Annotated in this window: 16 protein-coding genes and 2 pseudogenes; 3 read left to right on the forward strand and 15 right to left on the reverse strand. The window is 61.4% G+C overall.

Going from position 1 to position 17,571, the window contains the following annotated elements:
- Positions 1 to 3: 3 nt before the first annotated feature.
- The 11 genes and pseudogenes from EJ070_RS33630 to EJ070_RS33680 form a co-directional block, all read right to left on the reverse strand.
- Entirely contained in the window at positions 4 to 978 is a 975-nt protein-coding gene (locus tag EJ070_RS33630) for a glycosyltransferase family 2 protein (RefSeq protein WP_126095179.1), read from the reverse strand.
- A gap of 6 nt (positions 979 to 984) precedes the next feature.
- Positions 985 to 2,388 carry a sulfotransferase gene (locus tag EJ070_RS33635; RefSeq protein WP_189350236.1) on the reverse strand — a complete coding sequence of 468 codons (1,404 nt, stop codon included), beginning with the start codon at positions 2,386 to 2,388 and terminating at the stop codon, positions 985 to 987.
- On the reverse strand, positions 2,385 to 3,287 hold the full coding sequence (gene rfbD / locus EJ070_RS33640; RefSeq protein ID WP_126095181.1) for a dTDP-4-dehydrorhamnose reductase: 903 nt from the start codon (positions 3,285 to 3,287) through the stop codon (positions 2,385 to 2,387). Before rfbD ends, EJ070_RS33635 begins: the two co-directional genes overlap by 4 nt.
- Positions 3,284 to 4,435, reverse strand: a complete 1,152-nt coding sequence (rfbB, locus tag EJ070_RS33645; RefSeq protein ID WP_245464760.1) for a dTDP-glucose 4,6-dehydratase — start codon at positions 4,433 to 4,435, stop codon at positions 3,284 to 3,286. The genes rfbD and rfbB overlap by 4 nt, the downstream gene beginning before the upstream one ends.
- Before the next feature lie 14 nt (positions 4,436 to 4,449).
- Positions 4,450 to 5,004: a dTDP-4-dehydrorhamnose 3,5-epimerase gene (gene rfbC / locus EJ070_RS33650; protein WP_126095182.1), complete on the reverse strand. Its 555-nt coding sequence runs from the start codon at positions 5,002 to 5,004 to the stop codon at positions 4,450 to 4,452.
- Positions 4,997 to 5,887, reverse strand: a complete 891-nt coding sequence (gene rfbA / locus EJ070_RS33655; RefSeq protein ID WP_126095183.1) for a glucose-1-phosphate thymidylyltransferase RfbA — start codon at positions 5,885 to 5,887, stop codon at positions 4,997 to 4,999. The genes rfbC and rfbA overlap by 8 nt, the downstream gene beginning before the upstream one ends.
- A 216-nt stretch (positions 5,888 to 6,103) precedes the next feature.
- Positions 6,104 to 7,126 carry a GDP-mannose 4,6-dehydratase gene (locus EJ070_RS33660; protein WP_245464761.1) on the reverse strand — a complete coding sequence of 341 codons (1,023 nt, stop codon included), beginning with the start codon at positions 7,124 to 7,126 and terminating at the stop codon, positions 6,104 to 6,106.
- Positions 7,083 to 8,072: a GDP-mannose 4,6-dehydratase gene (gene gmd / locus EJ070_RS33665; RefSeq protein WP_126095184.1), complete on the reverse strand. Its 990-nt coding sequence runs from the start codon at positions 8,070 to 8,072 to the stop codon at positions 7,083 to 7,085. The genes EJ070_RS33660 and gmd overlap by 44 nt, the downstream gene beginning before the upstream one ends.
- 80 nt (positions 8,073 to 8,152) lie before the next feature.
- Positions 8,153 to 8,296, reverse strand: a pseudogene (locus tag EJ070_RS33670) (sugar phosphate nucleotidyltransferase); the annotation flags it as partial.
- Positions 8,297 to 8,302: 6 nt separating this feature from the next.
- Positions 8,303 to 9,730, reverse strand: a complete 1,428-nt coding sequence (locus EJ070_RS33675) for a phosphomannomutase (RefSeq protein ID WP_126095185.1) — start codon at positions 9,728 to 9,730, stop codon at positions 8,303 to 8,305.
- Positions 9,731 to 10,129: 399 nt separating this feature from the next.
- Complete coding sequence (locus EJ070_RS33680) at positions 10,130 to 10,723, reverse strand: biotin transporter BioY (protein WP_126095186.1); 594 nt, start codon at positions 10,721 to 10,723, stop codon at positions 10,130 to 10,132.
- Positions 10,724 to 10,821: 98 nt separating this feature from the next.
- Between EJ070_RS33680 and EJ070_RS33685 the strand changes: the two genes are divergently transcribed.
- A complete protein-coding gene (locus EJ070_RS33685; RefSeq protein ID WP_126095187.1) occupies positions 10,822 to 11,730 on the forward strand; it encodes an MBL fold metallo-hydrolase in 909 nt (302 codons plus the stop codon).
- Positions 11,731 to 11,734: 4 nt separating this feature from the next.
- Here EJ070_RS33685 and EJ070_RS33690 read toward each other — a convergent pair whose 3' ends face one another.
- Entirely contained in the window at positions 11,735 to 12,520 is a 786-nt protein-coding gene (locus tag EJ070_RS33690) for a DUF1499 domain-containing protein (protein WP_126096024.1), read from the reverse strand.
- 77 nt (positions 12,521 to 12,597) lie between these two features.
- Positions 12,598 to 14,226, reverse strand: a complete 1,629-nt coding sequence (locus tag EJ070_RS33695; protein ID WP_126095188.1) for a fatty-acid--CoA ligase — start codon at positions 14,224 to 14,226, stop codon at positions 12,598 to 12,600.
- Between the two features lie 189 nt (positions 14,227 to 14,415).
- Here EJ070_RS33695 and EJ070_RS33700 point away from each other — a divergent pair.
- Both EJ070_RS33700 and EJ070_RS33705 read left to right on the forward strand, forming a co-directional pair.
- Positions 14,416 to 14,771: pseudogene (locus EJ070_RS33700) on the forward strand (hypothetical protein).
- 105 nt (positions 14,772 to 14,876) lie between these two features.
- Positions 14,877 to 15,266, forward strand: coding sequence for a DUF427 domain-containing protein (locus EJ070_RS33705; RefSeq protein WP_126095189.1), 390 nt, complete (start codon positions 14,877 to 14,879; stop codon positions 15,264 to 15,266).
- A gap of 79 nt (positions 15,267 to 15,345) precedes the next feature.
- Here EJ070_RS33705 and EJ070_RS33710 read toward each other — a convergent pair whose 3' ends face one another.
- Together EJ070_RS33710 and EJ070_RS33715 are read right to left on the reverse strand one after the other, a co-directional pair.
- Entirely contained in the window at positions 15,346 to 16,086 is a 741-nt protein-coding gene (locus EJ070_RS33710; protein ID WP_126095190.1) for a polysaccharide deacetylase family protein, read from the reverse strand.
- Between the two features lie 254 nt (positions 16,087 to 16,340).
- A complete protein-coding gene (locus EJ070_RS33715; protein WP_126095191.1) occupies positions 16,341 to 17,489 on the reverse strand; it encodes a glycosyltransferase family 9 protein in 1,149 nt (382 codons plus the stop codon).
- Positions 17,490 to 17,571: the final 82 nt, after the last annotated feature.

The following is a 17,571-nucleotide window of genomic DNA, read 5'->3' on the forward strand; positions in this document are numbered from 1 at the left end:
TGCTCAGCGCTCCATCAGCCGTTTGTCGCGTGAAAACGTCGCTTCATTTCTATTCACAAGCGATAGATTCGCCGTGCCAAGATAGTAACCGACTTGGCGCGCGATATTGTCAAATGGCTGTCTTATCACCGCGCCAAAGTCGGAGAAAATCCAGCCGTTCTCGATGGCATTTTTCATATCCCGAACTGTAGTTCTGACTATTTGTCTTATTAATTCCTTTTTTGACGATGACATCTTGTATCCAAATAGGCTATTTAACGCCTTTGACTCATCGTAACTTCTTGATAACCTACCCCAGAATGAATACTCGTGAGAATGATGTACCACAGAATTCCAAGAAAAGGCCTTTTTGTAACCAGCCTCTATAATCATTTTTGCCCAAAGTTGATCCTCCGCATAGGAAACATCTGGGTAAGGATAGCTCCTCCAAACAGATTTCCTCAGGCACGATGAATTGTCAGAATAGAAATGGAAAACCTGCCGCAGGCCCTGGTTTCTCGAATACTCTCGCGCATCTGATATCCAAACAACCGGCCACTGCTTCAGCCCGTTGAAGTGCGTCTCCAGCTCCCAGGTCGTGAATGGGGAGGCACCCTGGTGTGCAATATGCCTTCCGAATGACGCAGCAATGTTTTCGTCTTCGCGCAGCGGCCTCACAAGCTCTCGCAGCCACAGGGAATCAGCCGGCACCGCGTCATGCGTCAAGAACGCACACAGTTCTCCACGAGCGGACTCCACGCCAAAATTTCTTGTTCGCCCGTGGCCAAACGAAGAGGATGGGATTTGAACCAGCCTAAATCGCTCATCACCTCCAGGAAAAACGCTTAACGATTCATCAGTAGAACCGGAATCAATAACAATTACCTCGAACTCAAAATCTACCTCTTGGCACTTAAGCATTTTATACAGATCAGCGACATAAGGCATGCCGTTCTTGACAGGTATAATAATCGATACAAGCGGTTGACCACTAGACATCACTTGTCACCCGGCCCCCCGCTTAATCAGTGACTTTGCGTACCTGAACGGATAAGTAATCTTCCACGAAGAGCTATCTTTTATTTCTTTAATTTCCGCTCTAAGAATTTCCGACTCTTGGAGCAAACGAGCCGCGCCTCGTCGTTCGTGCTCAATCTCCGCGATTAACTCAGCCTCACGCGCTGAGCTCTCGGCAATTAGTCGCTGAAGCGCGTCCCGTTTCTCGGCCAGTTCTGTGTCTTTTGCTGCCGCTTCCAACTGAAGTTTTTCGAGTCCTGCGGCGTGTTCACCGGCCAAGCGCTGCTGGGTTTCCTGCTGCTCCGTCAGATATTTATCTTTGGCTTCAATCTCCTGATGAAGCTTTGCCAGTTCTGCTGCCTGGCTATCAATTTCCGCAGCCCGCTCATCCGCCAGGCGCTGTAACTGCGAGCCCGCCTGGGCCGATTTTCGGGCGCGTGAGTCGACCTCACGGAAGAAGGCCTCACCAAACACCGGAGCGACACTGTCGAAGGAAATCCGCACGGCATCGAGCCTTGCCATCGCCACGACATCGGAGGGATCTTTTTCAAGATCTTCCAACGCCGAGTACGCCTGCTTGACCCAATCAGCGATCCGTGGGTCGGCATACAGCAGGTCGGCGCTTGCAGTATGATGCTGATGATCCATCGAAAAATGTGTTGAGATGGCTTCGACTGACGGCTGCGGCCACTTAACCTGCAAAGCTTCGGTAATTTTGTCGACACCGGCTCGCCAGTCGTCAAGCATCGCTTCATACGACACGAATACACGCGACTTGCCTCGCGTTGCGCGTTCTGCCTCCAACTCGTGCCGCAGCCATAAGAGAGCACTGAAGCCGAATGTGAACCCATCGCGCTTTTCGAGCGAAGCAATCACTGCCAAGGGGTTGCGTTGGGTCAGGACGTAGCGAACCTCAACGTTCATTCGCTTCAGGATTTCTGCATAAAGCGGCACGAAACGAGAAATGCGCGGCTCCTTGAGGACAAAAAGTGGCGCGCTGCCATATTCCTCATCAATCAGCTTTGCGATCTCGGCTTTGTAGAAGCGCAGCCGCGCTGCCCCGAGATCGGTTTGCTCGAAGGACCGCCAATCGTCCCACCGGCTGCCTGCCTCCGCCAGCATCTGCTCATGAAGTTCGATCAAGGGACTCGGTTCCCAATGACCAGCAGGATTGGTCGGATTGGCGCCGAGTGTATTCCTCGGCAGTTCCGCGCCCAGCAGGCTGATCGCCCTCGTCAGGGCACTCGTCCCCGAGCGATGCATGCCGAGCACCATAATGCAGGTGCGCTTGGCCAGTTTTGGCTTGGCGCGTGTCTCCGGCGCTGCCTGAGCCGCAACTTGCTGGTCGGATGCTGCACCTCGCAGGTTTTCCGATAGCGGACGCTTGTTCATGCGCTCAATGCCTGTTTCGTCTCGCTCCCCACCAGCCGGCGCACAACTGCTTCCACTGACTCCTGCCACTCCGGCCCTGTCCATCCGAACGCAGACGCAAACTTCGCGCTCGAAAGCCGCGAGTTGGCCGGGCGCTTCGCCTTGGTCGGATAGTCCGCCGTAGCGATATCGCGCACGCTCGCATGCGGGCCACCAAACGCCCTGCTTGTGTCGAGGATGTGACGGGCAAAGCCGCTCCAATTGGTCTCACCGCCGCCAGCCACATGGTAGACACCAAAGGCGGCGAAATTCTTTTCGTCTTGCAGCCTCGCCGCCGCATGCAGGATCGCGTCGGCGATGTCGAGCGCTGAGGTCGGAGTGCCCCATTGGTCCGCCACAACCGAAATCTCGTCGCGGTCGGCGGCAAGCCTCAGCATCGTCTTGACGAAGTTCTTGCCGAAGGGGCTGTAGACCCAGGCGGTGCGCAGGATGAGGTGGCGTGGGTTGGCTGCGGCCACGGCTTGCTCGCCGGCAAACTTGGAGGCGCCGTAGACGCCGAGCGGCGCGGTGGCGTCGGTCTCGACATAGGCGCCGTCCTTGGTGCCGTCAAAGACATAGTCGGTCGACAGATGGATGACGGGTACGCCGAGCTTCGTGGCCGCCTCGGCCACCTTGCCGGCGCCGGTTGCGTTCACCGCGAAGGCCAGGTCCTTCTCGTCCTCGGCCTGGTCGACGGCGGTGTAGGCGGCTGCCGAAACGACGATGTCCGGCCTTGCCGCCTCGAGCGCTGCAAACACCGTGTCGGCCCGCGCCAAGTCGAGCACTGGGCGGCCGACGGCGACGACTTCGACATCGCTATAGGCCCGCTCCAGCAGGCTAGCGGCAACCTGGCCCTCGCGTCCGGTGACGGCAAGCCTCACGTGGCCACCCTCCTGCTCCCGGTGCTCTCGATCGGGCTGCTTTCGATGGGGCTGTCTTGGATTGGACCGTTTCCGATCGAACTGTTTCCGATCGAACCCTGGCCCAGCCGCTCGCCATTGTAGCGCTGCTCGCGGATCGGCCCCCACCACCATTTGTTGTCGAGAAACCAGTCCACCGTCCTTGCCAGGCCGCTGTCGAAATTCTCCTTCGGCGCCCAGCCGAGGTCGCGTGCGATCTTGGAGGCGTCGATCGCATAGCGGCGATCGTGGCCGGGGCGGTCGGTGACGAAGGTGATCAGGTCGCGGTAGCTCGCGCCACCGGCGCGCGGCCGCCTCAGGTCGAGAAGATCGCAGATCGTCTCGACGACGCCGAGATTGGTGCGCTCGGAATTGCCGCCGACATTGTAGCTCTCGCCCGGCCGGCCCTTGGTCGCGACCAGCTCCAGCGCCCGCGCGTGATCCTCGACGAACAGCCAGTCGCGCACATTGGCGCCGGCGCCGTAGACCGGCAGCGGCTTCTCGTCGAGCGCGTTGAGGATGACCAGCGGGATCAGTTTTTCCGGGAAATGATAGGGGCCGTAATTGTTCGAGCAATTGGAAAGCACGACCGGCAGGCCGTAGGTCTCGTGCCAGGCCCGCACCAGATGGTCGGAGGCGGCCTTCGATGCCGAATAGGGCGAGGACGGCGCATAGGGCGTCTCCTCGACGAACATGCCGCTGTCGAAGGGCAGGTCGCCGAACACCTCGTCGGTCGAGACATGGTGGAAGCGGAAGCGGCCTTGGCGAGCCTCGGACAGGCCGCGCCAGTAGTCGAGCGCGACGTTCAGGATGCGGTAAGTGCCGACGATGTTGGTCTCGATGAAGGCGCCGGGGCCATCGATCGAGCGGTCGACATGGCTCTCGGCGGCGAGGTTCATGACGATGTCGATGTCGTCGCGGTGCAATATCTCCAGCACCGCACGCTCGTCGCAGATGTCGGCCTGCTCGAAGCGGTAGTTGTGCGCGTTCTCGATCGGCCTGAGCGATGCGAGGTTTCCGGCATAGGTGAGCTTGTCGAGATTGGTGACGCGGTAGGCCGGGTTGGCGCACAGATGCCGGCAGACGGCGGAGCCGATGAAGCCGGCGCCGCCGGTGACCAGGAAATTCATGCGGCCGTCCCTCCTCACGCAAACACCTCGGCCATGGCAAGCAATGGCGCCTTGCGATCCTTGTCCGAAAGCTGGAAGCCACCGGCAATAGCCGGCCATTCGATGCCGATTGCCGGATCGTCGAAACGGATCGAGCGGTCATGCTCGGGCGAATAGGTGTCGGTCACCTTGTACAGCACCTCGGTATCCGGCACGAGCGTAGCGAAGCCGTGCGCGAAGCCTTTCGGCACCAGGATCTGGTTGCCCTTCTCAGCCGATATCTCCAGCGCCACCCATTTGCCGAAGGTCGGCGAGGCGCGACGGATGTCGACCGCGACATCGAACACACTGCCCCGGATAACGCGCAGCAGCTTGTCCTGGGCGCGCGGCGGCAACTGGTAGTGCAGGCCGCGCAGCACGCCGGCCGCGGCTGAATAGGAATGATTGTCCTGCACGAAGACGAGATCGATGCCGGCCTCGGCGAAACGGGCGGCGTTCCAGGTTTCGCTGAAAAAACCGCGTGCGTCGCCGTGCCGCTTCGGGACGATCTCCAGCACGCCTTCGAGGCCGAGCGGCCTGACCTCAAGCACCTCGTTCCTCCGTCAGATCGGCGACGCGCTTGCGCAGATAGGCAGCATACTCATTCTTGCCCAGGCGCGCGGCGCGTTCCAGAACTTTGTCCGCATCGAGCCAGCCCTGCTCGAAGGCGATTTCCTCCGGGCAAGCGACCTTGATGCCCTGGCGATGCTCGATGGTGCGCACGAAGGATGAAGCTTCATGCAGGCTGTCATGCGTGCCGGTATCGAGCCAGGCATAGCCGCGGCCGAGCTGATGCACCTGCAGCTCGCCGCGTTCGAGATAGACATTGTTGACCGCCGTGATCTCGAGCTCGCCGCGCGCCGAAGGGCGTATCGTCGAGGCGATGTCGACGACATCGTTGTCGTAGAAATAGAGACCTGTGACGGCCCAGTTCGACTTCGGCTTCTGCGGCTTCTCCTCGATCGTCAAAGCCCTGCCGGTGGCCTTGTCGAACGAAACCACGCCGTAACGCTCCGGATCGTCGACATGGTAGGCGAACACCGAGGCGCCGCTTTCACATGCCGCCGCGGTGCGACAGAGCTGCGACAGGCCTTCGCCGAAATAGATGTTGTCGCCGAGAATCATCGAAACGCTGTCCTTGCCGATGAAGTCACGGCCGATGATGAAAGCCTCGGCCAGACCGTTCGGCTGAGGCTGCTCGGCGTAGGAAAGCTCCACACCGAATTCGGAACCGTCGCCCAACAGCTCACGGAAGACCGGCAAGTCGCGTGGCGTTGAAATGACCAAAATCTCGCGGATTCCCGCGAGCATCAACACGCTCAGCGGGTAGTAGATCATCGGCTTGTCGTAGATCGGCAGTATTTGCTTAGATACTGCTAATGTTAGCGGATAGAGACGTGTTCCGCTGCCGCCCGCAAGGACAATTCCTTTCAACAAGCTCTCCTTGAACTACCGCGGCCCCCGCCTCGACGTCAAGTTGCCCGTGCTTAGGTTTCGTGCACTGGCTTGTCAATTGTCGGTTTTGAATTCTTCGACGCTGTTGCTTGCTGTCATCCGCCATGCAGCGGTCTCGCACGAACCCTGCGTCACAAAATGGCGATATTGCCAGAGGCTTCGGAACATATGTTCGACCTTTGCGGGCTTGTAGCGTCAGCGGGTGCTGCATATCCGGCGCCAATATCCCAAAACATCGGCTAATGTTTGTTCGAACGGCACCAGAGGCGTCCAATTCAGCCTTTCCCGTGCCCTGGATGCATCACCACAGGCAGCGGGGATCTCGTTCGGTCGAAGTCTTTCCAGGTCCGCACGCACTTCGATGTCGATGCCCGACTGTGCAATAAGCGCATCCAGGATCGCTCGAATTCTGCGAGGTCGTCCGGACGCGACGTTATAGACGCAGTCAGGTCCGGCCTCTGAGTCCTGGATCGCGGCGATCGCATAGGCGAGCACGACGTCGCGAACGTCGAGAAAGTCGCGCTCGGCTTCCAGATTTCCGACATGAATGACCGGCTCGCGCTTGCCCGACAAGATCTCGGCGACCTGGCGTGCGAAATCGGAGACCACATAGGTGTCGGACTGGCCAGGGCCGGTGTGATTGAACGGACGAAAACGAATGGCACGCAGGCCATCATAGGACATTTGCCCGATCATAAGGTCCGCGGCGGCTTTGGTGGCACCGTAGACGTTCAGCGGCCGGAGCGGCGTGTCTTCCGTCACGGGGCCAGTCGCGCTCTGGAAAGAGGCCCCATAGGCTTCCGAGCTGCCAACGTAGACGAACCTGGCCCCCGGAGCATGGCGCATCACGGATTCGGCCAGATTCATCGTTCCCGTCACATTGACGTCCCAGGCATGCCGCGGCGCGTTGCGTGCATCGGAAGGAGCGGCGACCGCCGCCAAATGGACAAGCGCGGTGGGTTGGATTTCGCGGACGGCGTCATCGACCGCCTCCCGGTCCCGCAAATCGATCGGGTTTCGCCGTCCTTCGCCGTGACCGAGAACGAACACCTCGCAGCCAGCGTGCTCCCGCTCCAGCAACTGCAACAAGGCCGTGCCGACAAACCCACTGGCTCCGGTTACCAGGATGCGATGCTTCAACGTACCGACCATTTTGACAAAAAGGGCTTTCCGATCACCAGCGTCTCGGCGGGTTGGAATGACGTTCGAGGTCGGCATCCACCATTTCGCGGATCATCTCCTCCAGCGAGATCGCAGCCTCCCATCCCAGCTTTGCCTTGGCCTTGGCCGGATTTCCCAGCAGCACCGCGACTTCCGCCGGCCTGAACAGATCGGGATCTATCACAAGGTGGTCGTCCATCTTCAACCCCACATGCTCGAACGCAATCCGGCACATGTCGCGCACGGTCGTCGTCCTGCCGGTGGCGACGACATAGTCGTCCGGCTGGTCCTGCTGCAACATCAGCCACATGGCGCGGACATAGTCCCTCGAATGACCCCAGTCGCGCTTGGCATCAATGTTGCCGAGCCGCAATTCCGTGGCCATGCCTTTCTTGATGCGCGCAACCGCGTCGGTGACCTTGCGGGTCACGAACTCGATGCCGCGAAGCGGCGATTCGTGATTGAACAGGATGCCGCTCGACGCATGCAGGCCAAAGCTCTCGCGATAATTAACGGTGATCCAGTGGCCATAGAGCTTCGCGACCGCATAAGGGGAGCGCGGGTAGAAGGGTGTGGCCTCCGACTGCATCGGCTCGCGGATAAGACCGTACATTTCCGACGACGAGGCCTGATAGAAATGAGCTTCGGGGATTTCGAGGCGCAGCGCCTCGAGCACGTTGGTCACGCCCATGCCGGTGACGTTGCCCGTCAGGATCGGCTGCTGCCATGAGGATTTGACGAAGGACTGAGCCGCAAGATTGTAGACTTCGTCCGGCCTTATGTCGCGCATCGTGCGCGCCAGACCGGACAGGTCCGTCAGATTTCCGTCGACGATCCGGACATCCTTCTCGATGCCCAGCCATTTCAGTCGCGTGGTGTTGACGTCGGCCGTGCTCGATCGCCGTGCAAGCCCGTGAACCTCGTAACCCTTGGCGAGCAGGAGCTCCGCCAGATACGCGCCGTCCTGCCCGGTGATGCCGGTTATCAATGCTGTCTTTTTCATCAATGCTCTCAATATATCTGATGATTGCTCGGCCCGGGCCCTGCAGGCCCAGTCAGTAATCAGGTTCGACCAAAGACGTCGATGCGTACTGCGCAGGCGTAGCTCTTGCCGATGAGTGTCCCACCCTCCGGCAGCGGGATGAAGGACTTCGGATGCAACGCGCGCGAAATCGGCCAGAGCCGGGAACCGACGCCGCCGCTTATGATGACGGGAACGATGTTGATCAAACTTCAACTTTCCAAGATTTGAGTTCGGCCGAGAGCGAGGCCCCAGTCAAGCAATTCGTCCGCGCGGGTTTCCGCTTTTGCTTCGACATAGCAACGCAATTCGGGCGCATTGCCTGACGCGCGGAAGTGCACAACTTCTCCGTTGCGGGCGGTGATGCGCACACCATCATTGTTGTCAACATTCGCGATACCCCCGAGAACCGTGAAGATCCTGTCGGCATAGGCTGCATCGGTTGCCAACCTTCCGAGAAAGGACGCGCTGCTCTCGGTCGGCACTCCTTCAAGCCGACCGCTTGCCCCGGCAAGAAAGCGAAAGTCGGCTGCGATCTCCGCGAGCGGGCGGCCGTTCGTTGCAATCGCTGAAAGCGCACAAAGAATTGGCAATAGCGAATCCCGCGTATGCAAGGCCGGTAGGATGCGCCCATCTTTCTCGACAGCCGAACCGAGGAGAACACCGCCATTGGCCTCGAACCCCACGACACCTCTTGCGCCCTCGGCGAGAGCCGTGCCGATACCCTCGATGACGTAGGGCGATCCAACGCGCGTGCGAAGGACCCTTGCGAAATACCCGCAACGCTCCAAAGCCGAGTTAGAACTGACCGGTGTGACGACCCAGTCGGCACCCAGGACATTTGCGGTGATTGCGCCCACCAGATCGCCGCGCACGAAAATGCCGCTGCTATCCGCCACGAGCGGCCTGTCGCCATCGCCATCGGTGGACACGATCGCATCGAACCGCTCTGCCGCCGCCCAATCCTTCAGAAGCGCCACATCCTCCCGCCTGAGCGCCTCGGTATCGACTGGAATGAAATGTTCGGCCCTGCCCAGAGGTATCGTTTCGGCCCCAAGCCCGCGAAGAATGTCGACGATGATGTCTCTGGCCACGGATGAATGCTGGTAGATGCCGATGCGCAGACCGGAAAGGCTATCCTTCTCAAAGAAACTAAGAAACCTTTCGGCATAGCGGCGGGACGGCTCGCTGCCCGCCCGAACTGGTTCGACCGGCGGCGGTGACGGTACCCTATCCTTGATGCCCGCCTGGATTTCGACAATGTCGCCCTCATCGCGCTTGTCGATCTCACCATCCGCCCGGTAGAATTTGAGCCCGTTTCTGTCTTCGGGAATGTGACTGCCGGTGACCATTATGGCCGGAGCGTTCTCGCCGTTGGCGTAAAGCGCGAGTGCGGGCGTAGGCAAGGCTCCGCAATCCACCGGCACCAAGCCGGCCTCGGCGATCGCCGCATGAACAAGTTGCGCGATCTCGGGACTGGACGCGCGAAGATCACGTCCGACATAAACCTTCGAGCCTTCCTTCAACGAGCCCCGACCCTGGAGTGTTTGCACGAACGCGGCCGTGTATGTGAATGCCGGCGGTCCTCGAAGCTCGCTGACGAGACCGCGCAGTCCACTGGTTCCAAACTTCAAAGTCACCTCTGCCGTCCTTTCCGAAGAAACTTGGTCCGGCGCAAGTTAGGGAAATCGACATCACTTTACCCAGCCTGCGACAGCGTGATGGGTGGACCATTGAACAACGCGCCTCTATAGAGCGAGCCACATAAGCGGCCTGCCAGGCGATTCGTTAGATTTCGCTTATGTTACTAGACAAATGAGTGTTCTTTGTCTCCGGCGACGATAGTGAGCTGCCGGGCCCCGGCCTGCAAGCAGCGCGTGCCTAGGTTTCGCGAAGTGGCTTGTCAATCTCCGGCTTGACTAGCGCACAGCCGCCTCGCCGATTTCGGTCAAATGGCAGACATCGAAGCGCGGCAACCGTCCAAACAAAAAAGCCGGCGGGTGAGCGCCGGCTTTGTTGGCTTTGTTCGAACGGATTTTTCAGGGCCGCTTTGGCAGCAACGCCCAGACGGCCGGCACCAGGCTGGCGGCTAAAGCCACCTTGATCAGGTCGCCGGCAATAAACGGCAAGACGCCGAATTGCCACGACTTTTCCGGTCCGATCAGGGCCGCCAGCCAGGCGAAGCCCATCGCCATCATGATGACCTCGGCGGCAAGCATCGCGCCGAAGAGCTTGAACGGATGGCGGTCCCACCCGCGATCGGCGGCCCAGCCGGCGATCGCCGCCATCACCACGAAGCCGGCGAGATAGCCGCCGGTGGAACCCAGCATATAGGCGATGCCGATGCCCTTTTCCGGCGTGCCCTGAAAAACGGGCAAGCCAAACGCGCCTTCGGCGAGGTAGAGAATGAGCGTCGCGACAGCAAGGCGCATGCCGAAGGCGGCGGCGATCAGCAGGACGGCAAGCGTCTGCAGCGAGATGTCGACCGGGCCGAGAACGACCTTGGTCTTGGCCGAGAGCGTCAGCAGGAGGGTTCCGGCAAGCGCCAGAAAGAGCTGCGTTGCCAGCCGCGCGGCGCCCTGGTCGGGCAGAGCGAGAGAAACAAGCGGACGCATCGTAGTTGCAGTTGCCATGGTCTTCCCCGTTGTGGCTGATTTGCTGGCTTTAATTTTCCTATATTGGCTTCCTTATCAGGCGGCAATCATTTTGCCGCGTCGCAGCGGAGCCCGGCATGGCGCTTGAATTCGACACACGCTTCGATCCGGCCTATGGCCGTGCAGTCACGGTTGCGCCCGACGTGCTGCGCATCACCGCCAACAACCCAAGTCCGTTCACTTTTCACGGCACCAACAGCTATATCGTCGGCCGCGAGACGCTCGCAGTGGTCGATCCCGGACCGGATGACGACACGCATCTCCAGACCTTGCTCGCCGCGATCGGCGGCAGGCCCGTCAGCCACGTCTTCGTCAGCCACACCCACCGCGACCACTCTCCCCTGACGGCGCGGCTGAAGCAGCGAACGGGCGCCACCGTGCTTGCCGAAGGTCCGCATCGGCCGGCACGGCCGCTGCGCATCGGCGAGGTTAACCCGCTCGATGCCAGCGCCGACTTGGACTTCGTGCCCGATCTCGCGCTGGCCGACGGTTCCCTCACCCACGGCGACGGCTGGACGATCCGAACGGTGCTGACGCCGGGTCACGCCGCCAACCACGCGGCCTTTGCGCTCGAGGGAACCGGCGTCCTGTTTTCGGCCGACCATGTCATGGCCTGGGCGACCTCCATCGTCGCGCCCCCGGATGGCGCGATGGCCGATTATATGGGGTCGCTCGATAAATTGATCGAGCGCGGCGACCGACTGCTGCTGCCCGGTCATGGCGGGCCGGTCACCGCGCCGCGAAAGTTCATGCGCGGGCTGAAAACGCACCGCAAGATGCGCGAACGGGCGATCCTGGAGCGCATCCGCAACGGCGACCGGACGATCAAGGACATGGTCGCGGCGATCTATCGCGACACCGACCCGCGGCTGCACGGCGCCGCCGGCCTTTCAGTGCTTGCCCATCTGGAGGACCTGGTGGTCCGCGGCCTGGTCGCCACCGAAGGCGATCCGGCGATCGACGGTATATTCACGCCGCCGCGCTAGATTTTCACTCGGCCGGCGCCGCGCCGACCTGGCCGGCGACCTCCTGATCGAGCTCGCCGAGGAAATCGGTGATGCGGGCGGCATTGTCGCCCAGGTCATAACGTCCGTAGCGCGAGGCCGAGCGCATGTCGACGATGACCGATTCGCCATCGTCGGTGACGCGGATGGCGACGTCGGCGGGCAGCCCGATCACGAAGCCCCTGGCGACCGCGTTGATCGTCGCCTCGCTTTGCCCGTTGATATCGGGATAAGGCGCGGTCAGTTGCCAGTCCCGCCGGTCGAGCACGGTTTCGACGGCGTCGACCACGGTTTCGAAAGGAAGGTTGTAGCTGCGCCCGGTGACTAGCGGGTAGGCCTCCGCCTGCAGGCTCTGTTCGCCGGGCGTCGGCGGCGACAGCGCGTTCATGTCGCTGGTCCGGTCGCTGGTGTCCAGCACCGGCGGGTCGTCGAGGTCGGTTGAGACATCGCGCAGCGGCGGATAAATCGTCGCCCAGTAGGCGGCGATGCCGAAGGGGGCAAGCACCAGGAGCGCCAGCAGCGCGCCGACGCTGAGATCGCGGCCGCCGCGATCGCCGAAATTCCACAGTCTCGACAGCGCAAGTCCGGCGAGCAGCAGCGCGAGCGCTGCAAGCAGCGCGACGATCGCCAGCACCCAGAGAAAAGGCAGTGTGTCGATAAGGTCGAGCCGATAACCCGCAAGCGCGGTCAGCAGAAGCACGGGCGAGAATGCCCCGATCCGCCGCGACCAGCCGGCCGCCTTCGACGTCTGCCGTTCAGGAATTGTAACCATCGTCTGCCGCATTACCCCAGCCCGAGCCGAGACTTAGCGCAGTTCAGCGTCTGGTGGAATCGCTGATTGAACAATCCTCAATCCGTCGGCAGCCGGTAATCCTTGAATTGCTGACGCAAGCTGACCTTCTGAATCTTGCCGGTGGCCGTATGGGGAATTTCGCCGACGAAGGTGACGTCGTCGGGCATCCACCATTTGGCCACCTTGCCGCTCATGAAGGCGAGGATATCGCTCTTGCTCGGCTCCTTGCCCGGCTTGCGCACGACAACCAGCAGGGGCCGCTCGCCCCATTTGGAATGCGGCACGCCGATGGCCGCGGCCTCCGCCACATCGGGATGGCCGACGGCAAGGTTCTCGAGGTCGATCGTCGAGATCCACTCGCCGCCCGACTTGATGACATCCTTGGCGCGATCGGTGATCTGCATGTAGCCACTGGCGTCGATATGCGCGACGTCGCCGGTGTCGAACCAGCCGTCGGCGTCGAACTGCTCGGAACCGACGCCGCCGTAATAGGCGCGGGCAATCGCCGGACCGCGCACCTTGAGATGCCCAAAGGTCTTGCCGTCCCAGGGCAGCGCGTTGTTGTCGTCGTCGGTCACCTTCATTTCGACGCCGAAGGGCGGGAAACCCTGCTTGCCTTGCAGATCAAGGCGGGCCTCCCCTTCGAGGTTCTCGTGTTCCGGCTTCATCGTGCACAGCGTGCCGAGCGGCGACATTTCGGTCATGCCCCAGGCGTGCACGACCTGGACGTCGTAATTGTCCTGGAATTTCTTGGTGATGGCGCGCGGGCAGGATGAGCCGCCGATGACGACCTTGTTGAGATAAGGCAGCTTCCTGCCGGTCTCCTCGAGATATTGCAGCAGCATCATCCAGACCGTCGGCACGGCGGCGCTGAACGTGACCTTTTCGGTGTCGAGCAGTTCGTAGATCGAAGCGCCGTCCATCTTGCAGCCCGGCATGACCAGCTTGGCGCCGATCATCGGCGCGCTCTGGCCAAGGCCCCAGGCGTTGGCGTGGAACATCGGCACCACGGGCAAGATCACATCCCGCGCGGATATGCCCATGGCGTCCGGCATTGCGGCGATCATGGCGTGAAGGACGTTGGAACGATGGCTGTAGACCACGCCCTTCGGGTCGCCAGTGGTGCCCGAGGTATAGCACATGCCGGCGGCGGTATTCTCGTCGAAGATCTTCCAGGCGAAGGTGCCATCGGCCTCGGCCAGCCATTCCTCGAAGGCAACGGCGTTCGGCAACGACGTTTGCGGCAAATGCGCCCTGTCGGTCAGCACGATCACTTTTCTCAGGGATTTTACCTGGCCGGCGATCTTTTCGAGCAGCGGCACGAAGGTCAGGTCGACGAAGATCGCTTTATCCTCGGCATTGTTCATGATCCAGGCGATCTGCTCGGGAAAGAGGCGCGGATTGAGCGTGTGGTAGATCGCGCCGATGCCCATGATGCCGTACCAGGCCTCGATATGCCGGGCCGTGTTCCAGGCAAGCGTGGCGATACGGTCGCCCAGCCCGAAGCCATCCCGCTCCAGCCGCTCGGCGACCTGGAGCGCCCGGCGATGGATGTCGGCATAGGTGGTGCGCACGATCGGCCCCTCGATCGAACGCGACACGATCTCGCGTCCGCCATGTTGCCGTTCGGCATTGTCGATGAGCTTGTGGCAGAGCAGCGGCCATTCCTGCATCAGTCCGAGCATCTCGGTTCCTCCCCTTCGCGCTTTTGCGTCGTTGTTTCACGCATTGTGGAATGATCCGGCGGATTGTCCAGCCATAAGTCCAAAGCGGTGGATCGATCGAACGACCCGTGAAACCCGCCATAATCCGGCCATCGTCGCCGTTAAGTTTCATTAATGGGCTGGGTGAGATTGGCGAATGGAGAGATTCGCATGGACGCGCAGCTCGAAGACAAAGCCCTCGAAAGCACGCTTGCCGAAAGTCTGGACGATCTGACGCCGGACTCCAAAACCGTTTCCGACGACGAATTTGCCGAAGTCGTCGGTGGCGCGCTGGAGGCTGTCGGCGGAACGCTGCTGTTCAAGATGTGCGTCGAGAATGACGGCGAAAGCCAGCATGTGGCATGCGTCGGCGACGGCGGCAACCGCCAGTTCCTGCTGCTGACGCTGCCGACCATGGGCGGGGCGCTGAGCTGAAAGTCGAGACCGCGGCGAGAAGCACCAATCCGGTGGCTGGCATCGCCGCCGCCTATGCCGGGCTCATGGACGCGTTCAAGACCGCCGCCTGAGGGTTGGACGGCAAACGTTCAATCAATGGTGATGACGGCGCATATGGCGCGAGCTTGCGCCGTGGCTGTGCTCGACACATCTAAGTCTCCCCAGAGGAGATCCGCATGGACGACCTTGCCAATCCCGCCCCCGGCTTTCAGCGCAACCCAGACAAGGTAATAACAGTCGAGCCATATCGCGGCAGCGTCGCGGTGCGCGCAGGCGATACGGTCATCGCCAGGTCGACCCGAGCCAGGCTGTTGTCGGAACCGCCCTACCCGGCCGTTTTCTACATCCCTTTCGACGACATCGATTTCAGCAAGCTCGCCAGGACCGGGCATTCGACGCATTGTCCCTACAAGGGCGACGCGAGCTACTGGAGTGTCTTGCCGGCCGGCGAAGGCGGAAAGGACGCTATGTGGGCTTATGAGCACCCCTACGACGAAATGGCCGAAATCCGCGATCACGGCGCGTTCTACACGAGCAAGGTCACGGTCGAAGCCACGCCGGGCTGAGGCTGTATTGATATTCAGGTGATGCCGGCCTGCAAACGGCAAGTCCTGCGCTTCCGGTGCTCAGCTTTATTAAACCCGGTCAGTCCGTCGTGCCGTCGTTGCCCACATCCTCGGTATCGTCGAGCCGAACGAAGGTCATGCCCTTCTGCTTCAGGGCCAGCAGGCCTTGAACGACCCCCTCGCCCGCCGCATGGGTCGGCTGGTTGATGTGGGCAATGATGACGTCGCCGTCCTTGGCGGCGGCGATGCGCCGGGCGGTCTCCTTCGCCCCAAGCAGCGAGCCGCTGTCGCCATTGATGGAGAAGCCGGCGATCTTGAAGCCCAGCTTGCGGATCATCGCGATCGCCGACGGGCTGTATTCGGCGGTGGCGCCGCGAAACCATTTCGGCGCCGGGCCGCCGGCTCTGCCAAGCGCAGCGGCGCCGGACTCGACTTCCGCCAGAACGGCATCGGGACTGCCGGCGCTGCTGATGCCGTAGACCTTGCGCGGCGTGTCGACCGCAGGGATGTGGCGACCGCCGTGATTTTCCAGTTCGAACAGGTCCGGATGCGCCCGCATGATCTCGACGGCGGCACCGTTGCGCTTCAGCCAGATGCCGGTGACGAAGATGGTCGCGGGGATCCTGTTCTCCACAAGCGCCGAAAGAATGCGCGTATCGGTCTTCCCGCCGCAGGCGTCCAGCGTAAGCGCGACCCGCCCGCCGCCGCCCTGCGGCTTCACGTGCAGGGTCGGCTCGACCAGCGTCGCGGCACTGCCTACCGACACGACCGCGACCGACAGCGCGATCGCGCACAGATATCTCTGAAGCAGACCCGTCATTCTTTCCAAGCCCCGGCCCGTTGAGTCGTTCACTGCAAGACGGCGCCAACAAGACCCGCATCTAGGCGAAAATCGGGACGGCTCGCGTCGGAGAAGGAACAACGCGACAATTTGCGTGGACCATTCATTTTCATGCTTGTCGTTATCCCCAAAAACCGCGATGCGGCGTGCACTGCAGCGCCGCGCGTCCTCTCCGACGCGCAAAGGGCGCTGCGGCACCTTGATTTTGCGCATGATCCTTTTCGAGCCGAAGGTCAGCGAGGCAAGATCGATTCCGATTTTTGGAAAGGACCATGTGCTGGACCGGGTGCTCCAGGGGCCGCTTCAGTCCGCGACAGAAGTTCCCGCACCGCTGCGACGACGGAATCCACCTCCAGGCGCCAGACGCAGCATGCCTTGCTCGGGTCGGTGCGGCGGCACAGGTCGCCGCCGACACAGTCACAGGGCATGGACGGCCGCAACGAGATGCTGGGCACGCCGACCGGTCCCCACCGGACGGGATTGGTCAGGCCGAACAGGCCGACCACCGGAGTGCCGGCCGCCGCCGCCATATGCATCGGGCCGCTCTCGTTGCCGACGAACAGCCGAGCCTCCTTGAGCAGCGCCAGCAGCGCTTCGAGCGAGAGCGCGCCGACCAGATTGACGACCGGCGTTTTCGCGGCCGCCATTATCTTGTCCGTCGCCTCGTTCTCGTCGGGTCCGCCGACCAGGACGACGTTCAAGCCGGTCTCGGTCGATATTCGGTCGATCGCGGCGGCAAAGCGCTCGGGCTGCCAGCGGCGACCGGGGAAGCTGGCTCCGGCATGAACGGCCACGAAGCCATTCTGCCGAAGGTGGAACTTGTCCAGCAACGTCACCGCTCGTGTCGTCTCAAATGGCAGTGGCCGTATGGCGGGGACCCGCACGCGCAGATCCACGCCGAGCGCCTCCAGCGGTGAAAGGTAGCGATAGAGAAAGTGTCGTTCGCCGTAGCCGAACGGCTTTGCCCTGACATTGGCGGGTTGGCGCTCAAGCCAGCGTAACGGCTTTTCGGTCGGATGATATCCGACGCGGGTCCTTGCATTGACCAGCCCCGAAACGATCCGCGAAGTCTTCGAATCGGCGAGATCGATGGTCATGTCGAAGCGATAGCGACGCAGTTTTCGCACCGTCTGAACGAGTTCTCGCCCGCGCTGCAAGGGCGTGCCGCGCATATGGGAGCGACGGAAGGTCACGGCCTCCGAAGCGATGCCGTGCGCGGTGAGGAAATCGGCGAACCGGGCCTCGCAAAGGAAGACGATCCTGGCGCCTGGATATTGGAGCTGCAGGTTCTTCGACAATGTCGAGGCAAGCACGATATCGCCGATGAACTTGGTCTGCAGGATAAGGATGGACTGGAATGTGGCGGGGGAAATCTGCAACATCTGTTTCTCTTCACCAGCGGGTTCGAGACCGCGAAACTGGGTGGAAACAGTGTTGAGATTGGGGGCCGTCACGCGCACGTTC

Source organism: Mesorhizobium sp. M1E.F.Ca.ET.045.02.1.1 (genome assembly GCF_003952485.1).
Lineage (GTDB): Bacteria > Pseudomonadota > Alphaproteobacteria > Rhizobiales > Rhizobiaceae > Mesorhizobium.